The following is an 8,631-nucleotide window of genomic DNA, read 5'->3' on the forward strand; positions in this document are numbered from 1 at the left end:
AACTTTAAATAAAACGATGATATCAAAGTTAAAACTTGAAAATATTCTCTTTTTAGATATCGAAACAGTGCCTCAAGCCATTAGTTTTGATACGCTAGATGATACGACAAAAGCGCTTTATGCAGATAAAACTAAATATCTACGTAAAGAGGAGTTTACACCAGAAGACTATTATGAACGTGCAGGGATTTGGGCAGAATTTGGAAAAATAGTATGTATCTCTGTCGGTTATTTTAAAATAACAGGAGATAACAGATCCTTTAGAACCACTTCTTTCCATGGAGATGAGCAAACGCTTCTTGTAGAATTTAAAAACCTATTAGAAACACACTTTAATAGAACCAACCATCTATTATGTGCACACAACGGGAAAGAATTTGATTTTCCATACATAGCAAGACGTATGATCATACATGGGATTGAACTCCCTTACAAATTGAATTTGTTTGGAAAAAAACCGTGGGAAGTACCTCATCTTGATACGCTCGATTTATGGAAGTTTGGAGATTACAAACATTACACATCACTCAAGTTACTCACTCATATTTTAGGCATTCCTTCACCAAAAGACGATATCGATGGAAGTGAGGTTAGAGATGTATATTATGAAGAAGGAGATATCGACAGAATTATTGTTTACTGTGAAAAAGACACACTAGCAGTTGCTCAGATTCTGCTTAGATTACGTAATGAAGAATTACTAGAGCCACACGAGGTTATTTCCGTTTGATAAAAGCGATCAATTCTAATATGTATAAAACAAAAACCCCGGTCAACGACCGGGATTTTCTATTCATAATAAAATGGTTAGTGTCAAAGAATATGACTATTTTTTAATGAACCTTTTGATCATGGTATTACCATTTACCTCTATTTCTAGAACATAAACGCCAGCATCAAGGTTTGACACATCTACAGTTTCTGTAAATGCTCCTTTACGTACAACTTGCCCTAACATATTATATATGGTGAGTGTTTGTGCATCTGCACCTGTTACTTGTACATTAAGTTGTCCTCTAGTCACTGGATTAGGGAAGATTGAGAAGTCAAATACTGTGTTTTCAGAAATCTCATTTCCTGCTGGAGTTTGCCCAAAATTAGCTGAACTACTCACATTTACGATATAATCTTCTACTTCTCCATAAGTAAAGCTTTCACAAGCTGTAGGCGCTGCGTTATACTTCATGGATACTCTCATACGAGTAGGTCCTTGCGCTGCTCCTGCTGGCACAGTGATGGTACCTGTGATAGGAGTTGCTTGTGTGGGTGCTCTTGAGAATGCGGTTTCTCCTGTATCTGCAAAGTCACCATCTCTATTCCAATCTATAAATACAGCATACGCTTCATTATACACGGTACTTGTCCAAGTAGGCGTAATAGTGATAGAAGCACTTCCACTTAAATTAGTAGACAGGTTTGTAAAATCTTGGTATCCACCAGCACCTGTTCCAGAAGCATTATTAATACTTCCTATCTGTACTCGACTGATATATTCATCGTTTGTATTTTGTCCATTAGACGCACAATATCCTGAAGGTGGGTTAGGATCATTTCCTCCCCCTGCGACAAGACGTGTATTATCTATGGCAACATCCGACTGCCAAGTACCTCCAGTAATACGGTTGAAACGCAATTGAATTGCACCTCCCACATAAGCTGCAAGATCTATAGTCACGTTATTCCATTGGTTTCCTTGGTTTCCTGTTTGACTCCAAAGACTTGTCCAAGAAGTTGCGTTGTCTGTACTTACTTCGAGCGCTATATTTCCTCCATCAGTAGATCCAAACATGTGGTAATCAAAGATAAAAGAAGCATCTGTTTCTGCACTTAAGTCAAAACAAGGTGAGTTAATAATAGCGCGTTTGTTAGGGAATCCAGTTCCGTTACCTGATGCTTCTACATATAGATAGAAAGAACCGTTAGATCCAGAAGTAGGTCCTGTTCCGCTAGAAGGTGTTCCTGCCGAGTCACGCGTCCAGTTAAGATCGTCTCCACTTGCTTGTGACCATAAGCCTAAGTTAGCTTCAAAGCTTTCGCCGTAAGGCAAGGAGTTAACGCCTCCCGTACATCCTCCAGAAGGAGGAGGTGTTGTACTAGTTGTTGCAGAGACTGCATTGCTATTTGCAGATACATTACCAGCAGCATCTTTCGCTCTAACAGAGAATTGATAGGTAGTTCCTTCTGCAAGTCCAGTTACATTCGCTGTTGTTGCGGTTACTTCTCCTAAGTTATTCGCTCCTTGGAATACATCATAAGCGGTTACGCCTACATTATCAGTAGAAGCCGTCCACGAAAGAGCTACCGAGCTAGTTGTGACACCTGTTACCGATAAGTTTGTCGGTACGGTAGGTGCTTGCGTATCTCCTGCTTGTGCTCCTGAAATACCAAAAGCATCGATAGCGATATCTCCAGCCCAAGAGGTGTTAGTTGTTGCTTTAAAGCGCAATTGCACAGTATTTCCGCTATAGGCAGCAAGACTTACATCCTGATTTACCCAAGCGGCACCTTGATCTCCTGTTTGCGACCATATTTCTGTCCAAGTGTTTTCTCCATCTAATCTTGCTTCAAGTCTTACAGTTCCTACAGAAGTACCTGTCATTTGATAATGGAAATTAGCTGTTGGAGAACTTACTCCTGCTAAGTTGAAACAAGGAGAGTTTAAGATAGTTGTTTTTCCTCCGAAGTTAGGATCAGAAGCTTCTACGTATACATAGTATGATCCTTGAAACGCTGCGGTAGGTCCTGTTCCAGTAGACGGTGTTCCACCAGTTCTTAGTGTCCAATCAAAATCATCACCTGATCCTTGTGACCAAGCACCTAAGGTGTTTTCAAAACCTTCATTGTATGGGAAACTAGCTACCGTAGAATCACACGTTGCTGGTGGTGGTGGACCAGAACATCCGCTTACAAAAGAAGCCGTTTGATCTGTATTTGTATTTGTACCTCCATTGGTGTTTTCAACAGCATCAACTCCTACACCTCTTCTTGCAAAAGCATCCCAGATTAAACAGTTATACTGTCCTCCATAAAGGTCTTGATCTGCTTGAAGAATACCATCACGTCCAGAAACATATCCTGGATTATTAGCGGTGTTTTTAAGTCCTTCTGTAACAAGAGCCATGGCAATGTTATTTCCTCCTGTTCCTGTGTATTGATTATTGTCATATCCTTCAAGATCAATTAGATCCCAAGTCATATCCCATAATATAGTAGCAAATCCATATCCTACTCCGTGAGGAACAACCAGACTTGACACATCATTGTAATCTGTACCGTTTACAGCTAAATCTGTAGAATATCTGGTTGGACGAATTCCAGGGCCATCGGTAGCTTGTCCAATAGCATAGGTGCCCACGCCTCTTGCCGTATTTCTATCGTCACCTGGACGAATTGTCATGACTAAACCAAACCAGTCAGACCATCCTTCTCCCATTTGTTCGGATCCTCCTAAAGCATTTGTTCCTGGACCTCCTACAAGACGTGTAGAAATACCATGACCATACTCGTGCGCAATGATTACATTATCTAAATCTCCATCTCTTGTTGGGTTTGTAAATAAGAACATTTGCATTCTCGGATTTTGACCATCTGGAGGTGTACCGAAGTTAGCATTATTTGTTCCACTACCATCTTGCGCATCTGCATTTACAGAATCACTTCCAGCACCTCCGTTTCCATAGTTATTTTCTTGAAAGTTTCCAGAAGCTTCGTTGAATCCGTATTGGTACCAAACATCATGCATGATATTATTCCAGTAGAATAAGTTAGTTGTTGCAGCAGGCAAGAATGTAGATGGCGCATTGTTTAAATTTAAAGGAAAATCAAAATTTAATCCGCTACCTCCATTAGGGCGTGTTCCTGAACCATTGTTACCGTTTGTATCTTCTTGGGCTAGGACATTGTTACCTACGGTGGTTGTGAATTCTGCACCAGCAGCACCATTTGTATCATGCCATCCAAAAGGAGATGCAGTTGCATTAGCAGGGTCTGTTACAATAGTACGATTTCCATGATTAGGACTTTCTATTCCTAATGGATATACATTGTAAGATCCTCCTCCTACTAAAGTTGCATCTACAGATGTCATTGTATATGCTATAGGTCCCATCTCAACAGTTTCTTCTGTTGAAGCGCTTTCATGACCATGCTCAGCATGATCTGGCGTTCCAAAACTACAAGAAACAACCCAGTCTTCTGTTTTTAAAATAGTTCCTGAAGTAGCATCTACATGAATATTCCACCAATGTTGTCCGTCTAATGGAGAAATAGAAACTCTCCAAGTTAAAGACAAAGCTCCATCTTGATATAGATATACTTTTTCTACTTGAATAGGTTCAATGCTCACCCCAGAGTTCTCATATACAAATACGCCTTTCGACTTTTGAGTTGAATTCAGGTTTGAGGGTGCTGAGATTCGGTGTGCATTAATAACAGTCATAATAGCACTTTCTGGTGTCATTGAAGTCTGTGTAATGCTAGCTTTTGCTCCTAAGTCATTTATAAATTGATTGATTTCCCAAGTTACTTTACCATTCGTAACCGTTAATTTATACCTACCATTTTCAATAGGTATTCCTTGATACATCTGTTGCACATATACGTGTTGTACTTGTGGGTTTAAAGATGGAACAACATCTGTGACTCTCCATTCAGAAGCATCCTGAGACGAAAAGCCAACTTCAGACTTTTCCGCATGTTTGCTCAGATAGCTCTGGACAATCCCGTCCATATTCTGTGCAATTGCAGTGAATCCTAGCAGAAAAGCTACTAAGAAAAGTGTGTACATTTTCTTCATAATCATTAATAATTTATTAGTTAATTAGGAACTTGTTTGAAAAAAACTCAATTTTTTGTCTAAAAACGCGATAATCTTTCAATAAATGAAATTTAATCGATGAAAAGCACAATTTTTTTTAAGATTTCTTTAAGATTTAATTTTTTACCAAAAAGGTTAAACAAAAACCCACTAATTCTATAGAGTTTATGAAAAAAAGATATTGTAAAAACAAAAGCCCCGATATTATAAAATATCGAGGCTTTTTAACACTTCGTTTAAAGTGTTCAAGTAGTATTACTTTTTAATAAATCGCTTAGCCTGTGTTTCACCACCTGTCGCAATTTCTATAATATACATTCCAGCTTTGAGTCTAGATATATCTAGGGTATTACTAAAGGCTCCTTTATTTACAACTTGACCTAGCATATTGTAGATAGTATAGTTCTCTACATCTGCTCCTACAACTTGAATTGAAAGTTGCCCTCTTGTTACAGGATTAGGATATACGCTAAATTCAAATGTAGTATTTGAACTTATGTCAAAAGCATTAGATGTGTTAGTTCCATCTGAGAATGCACTACTAGAAGCATCTATATTCACAATATAATCTTCTACCTCTCCATACTGGAAGCTTTCACAAGCAGTAGGTATTCCGTTATATTTCATAGATACTCTCATACGTGTAGCTCCTAAAGCTGCTCCCGAAGGAACATTAAATGTACCCGTAATAGGAGTCGCTGTTGTTATACTTCTCGTATATACTGTCTCACCAGCATCTCCAAAATCACCATCACGGTTCCAATCTACAAATACAGCATATCCTTCATTGTAAACAGTTCCAGTCCAAAGCGGTGTAATCGTAATCGTATTATTTGCAATTAGTACTGTAGAAAGGTTTGTAAAATCACCATATCCACCAGCAGAAGCACCTGTACTATTATCAATACTTCCTATTTGTACTCTTTGAATATACTCATCATTTGTATTATTTCCATTTGAAGAGCAGTATCCCGTTGGAGGAATTTGATTTGATCCAGCCGCTAATGTTGTCGCATTTACAGGAGTACTAATTGCAGAAACATTTCCAGCGGCATCTTTTGCACTTACAGAAAACGCATATGTTGTTTCTACGGTCAATCCAGATACATTTGTTGAGTTTGTTGTTGTCGTATTATAAAGAACACCATCTAAATATACCTCGTATTCTGTAACACCTACATTATCTGTAGATGCGTTCCAAGTTAGGTTTAGTGACGTCTCTCCAATATTTGAAGCACTTACATTCACAGGTGTAGAGGGCGCCACCGTGTCTATAAATGTTCCTTCAGATATTTTTAAATCATCTATAGCAATATCCCCTTGCCAAGAACTTCCAGAAGTTCCATTAAATCGTAATGTAACAGTTCCTCCTACGTAGGCATCAAGATTTACAATAGCGTCAAGCCAGTTTGCTCCTTGATTTCCAGATTTAGACCATACTTCAGTCCAAGTGATACCGCTATTAGTACTTGCTTCTAAGCGAATCGTACCTACGGCACTTCCAGTCATTTGATATTTAAACGTAGCTTGTGCTTCCGTCATTCCGGTAAAGTCTAAACATGGAGAGTTTAAAATAGCCACTTTTGCTGGGCTATTAGGATTTGAAGTCTCCATATATATATAATGAGATCCTTCTGCTGCTCCTGTAGGTCCTGTTCCGTTAGAAGGTGTACCTCCAGTTCTTACTGTCCAATTAAAATCGTCATTAGTTTCTTGTGACCATTGTCCAATAGTATTGTTGAATCCTTGAGTATATGGAAAAGCAGTTACTTGTGCTGTACAGTCATTTTCTGGTATGACAGGTGTATCTATTGTCGTTACAATAAGGGTGTAATTTTGACTTCCGGAGAATAAACTTCCTTTATGAGTTACTGTAATTGTATACGTTCCATCAGCATCTTCAACATCTATACGCTCATAAGGATCTACTACATTATCTTGTTTTGCATTAGAATCAACGCCTGTTAATCTCCAAGGCAAGAATGTGTCTGTATTTTGAGTTACACGGATGTCAAGGTCATTAATAAGTACTGGGGTAGGATCATTTGTTCCTGTTACTGGAGTTCCTGGTGCATCAGTCCAAGAGATAGATGCTTGTAGGATTTTACCAGCAGGTACTGTAGTTTGGATTTGATAAGAACCTCCATCGGTTAATGTGCGTTCATCAATGATTGTAGTTGTTCCGTTGGCAGTAACGGTTTCTGCCATTCTTTTTGCATTTAATAATCCCCAACCGAAGATTGCGTCAGGACCAATAGCTCCTGCATCATCTGCCGTATGTAAAGCAAGACCTTTTAATGTGGCCGCTTTCGCGAAAGCGCCATTTACATCATTATAATGTTGTTGTATTAATAATAAAGAACCCATTACATTAGGAGCTGCCATAGACGTTCCTGTAATTGAGTTATAGGCAGTATCACTATTTTGGTAGGTAGAGTAAACAGCAGTTCCATTACCAGCGATATCTGGCTTAATACGAAAATCATCTGTAGGTCCTTCACTACTTCCACTATTAATATTTACACTGATTAAAGAACCATCTGCTGCAATACTAGCATCTTGAGCATTTGCAACCACCAAGTTATTTTTTGTTATCGCTTTTCCAGTAAGTTTGTCATAAGCAGCATTACCTTCTAAGGGAGCGCCATTGTATGTATTTATATTTCCTTCATTACCAGCAGCAGCCACCATAAGATAAAATGGTGCGTTATACATAATTTGATCCCAGCTTTGAGATTCGCTTGAATACGATCCAAACCATTGGTCAGGAATATTTGTTCCTAATAACCCATAAGAGTGATTAGAAATAAGCATACCGTTACTAGCGGCAGCAGTTGCTTCGGCAACATCGTCATTCCAACGGTATCCGCTTACTTGCGCATACGGAGCCATTCCTTTTGCATTTGCGTTAACTCCAGATGCCATCACTGTTCCAGTAACGTGTGCAGAGTGATAATTAAGTTGTAACCCTTCACTTGCTATATCTTGTACCGTATAACGATCTGTTCCTCCAGCACCATCATATTCTTGATGAGAAGCTCTTGCGTGGCCACCATCCCATACATAAGCTGTCATATTTTGACCCATTAAGTTTAATCCTAATGAACCTCCAGCATTAATATGAGTGGTTCTGGTAGAGATTGCAGCATCTGCATTAAAAGTGCTGTAGTAAATAGGAGTTCCATCTGGAAGGATCCGTTGTAGTTCTGTAGTTCCTCCGTTTTCCAATTTTAATTGTGTCGGAATTCCTCTTTGAGCAGCTTGTTGCTTTGCAAATTGGCGTTGTTGAGTGCTTACTTGCAAAAACTGTTGTTCTAATTGAGCAAGACGTTCCTGATTGTTTTCTTTGGTAATTTGTGAGATTTGATCTGGAGTTTGCGCATACATTTGTGTTGCACATAATGCCAAACCTAGAGATAAACCTCTTAGGTAATTTGTTTTCATGGTTGTTGTTGTTTTTATGTTTTGGGGTAAGTAACTACGTTACAATGTTTTTACTACGGTGGCGAAAATCAATTAAAAAATCAGAAACAAAAAAACTTTTCGATCAAATGCTTAAAAATCACTTTTATGGGTAAGTATGTGTACGTTTTTATCGATGAAATACCATGAGGAATTGCCGTTTTGGGTAAAAAACAATAACCTATATAAGGTTTTGCCTCAAAATGAGAAGACTATGATAGGAGTATGCGTGTTGTATGAAAAGAAGTAAGAAGTGTTTTATTTGAAAAATAATGCTTTCGCGAAAGCGAATATAAGAAGACACTATATTTTAAAGTTAAAGAGCGTGCTTTATTCGATAATCGAGATTTAAA

Annotated in this window: 3 protein-coding genes; 1 reads left to right on the plus strand and 2 read right to left on the minus strand. The window is 38.5% G+C overall.

The window, feature by feature from the left end; all coding sequences use genetic code 11:
- The first annotated feature begins 16 nt into the window (after positions 1-16).
- A complete protein-coding gene (locus tag Q0505_RS05000) occupies positions 17-730 on the plus strand; it encodes a 3'-5' exonuclease (RefSeq protein WP_299209721.1) in 714 nt (237 codons plus the stop codon).
- 96 nt (positions 731-826) lie between these two features.
- Here Q0505_RS05000 and Q0505_RS05005 read toward each other — a convergent pair whose 3' ends face one another.
- The gene (locus tag Q0505_RS05005) at positions 827-4,795 is read right to left on the minus strand and encodes a M36 family metallopeptidase (RefSeq protein ID WP_299209724.1); all 3,969 of its coding nucleotides are present in this window, start codon (positions 4,793-4,795) and stop codon (positions 827-829) included.
- A gap of 276 nt (positions 4,796-5,071) precedes the next feature.
- Positions 5,072-8,260, minus strand: coding sequence for a S8 family serine peptidase (locus tag Q0505_RS05010; protein ID WP_299209727.1), 3,189 nt, complete (start codon positions 8,258-8,260; stop codon positions 5,072-5,074).
- Positions 8,261-8,631 lie beyond the last annotated feature (371 nt).

Origin of the sequence: uncultured Dokdonia sp. (genome assembly GCF_937910895.1) — a bacterium.
In the GTDB taxonomy this organism is placed as follows: domain Bacteria; phylum Bacteroidota; class Bacteroidia; order Flavobacteriales; family Flavobacteriaceae; genus Dokdonia.

Bases quoted from the DNA above. Each gene is read 5' to 3' on its own strand.
- Q0505_RS05000 (WP_299209721.1), top strand. From the start codon at position 17: ATGATATCAAAGTTAAAACTTGAAAATATTCTCTTTTTAGATATCGAA.
- Q0505_RS05005 (WP_299209724.1), bottom strand. From the start codon at position 4,795: ATGAAGAAAATGTACACACTTTTCTTAGTAGCTTTTCTGCTAGGATTC.
- Q0505_RS05010 (WP_299209727.1), bottom strand. From the start codon at position 8,260: ATGAAAACAAATTACCTAAGAGGTTTATCTCTAGGTTTGGCATTATGT.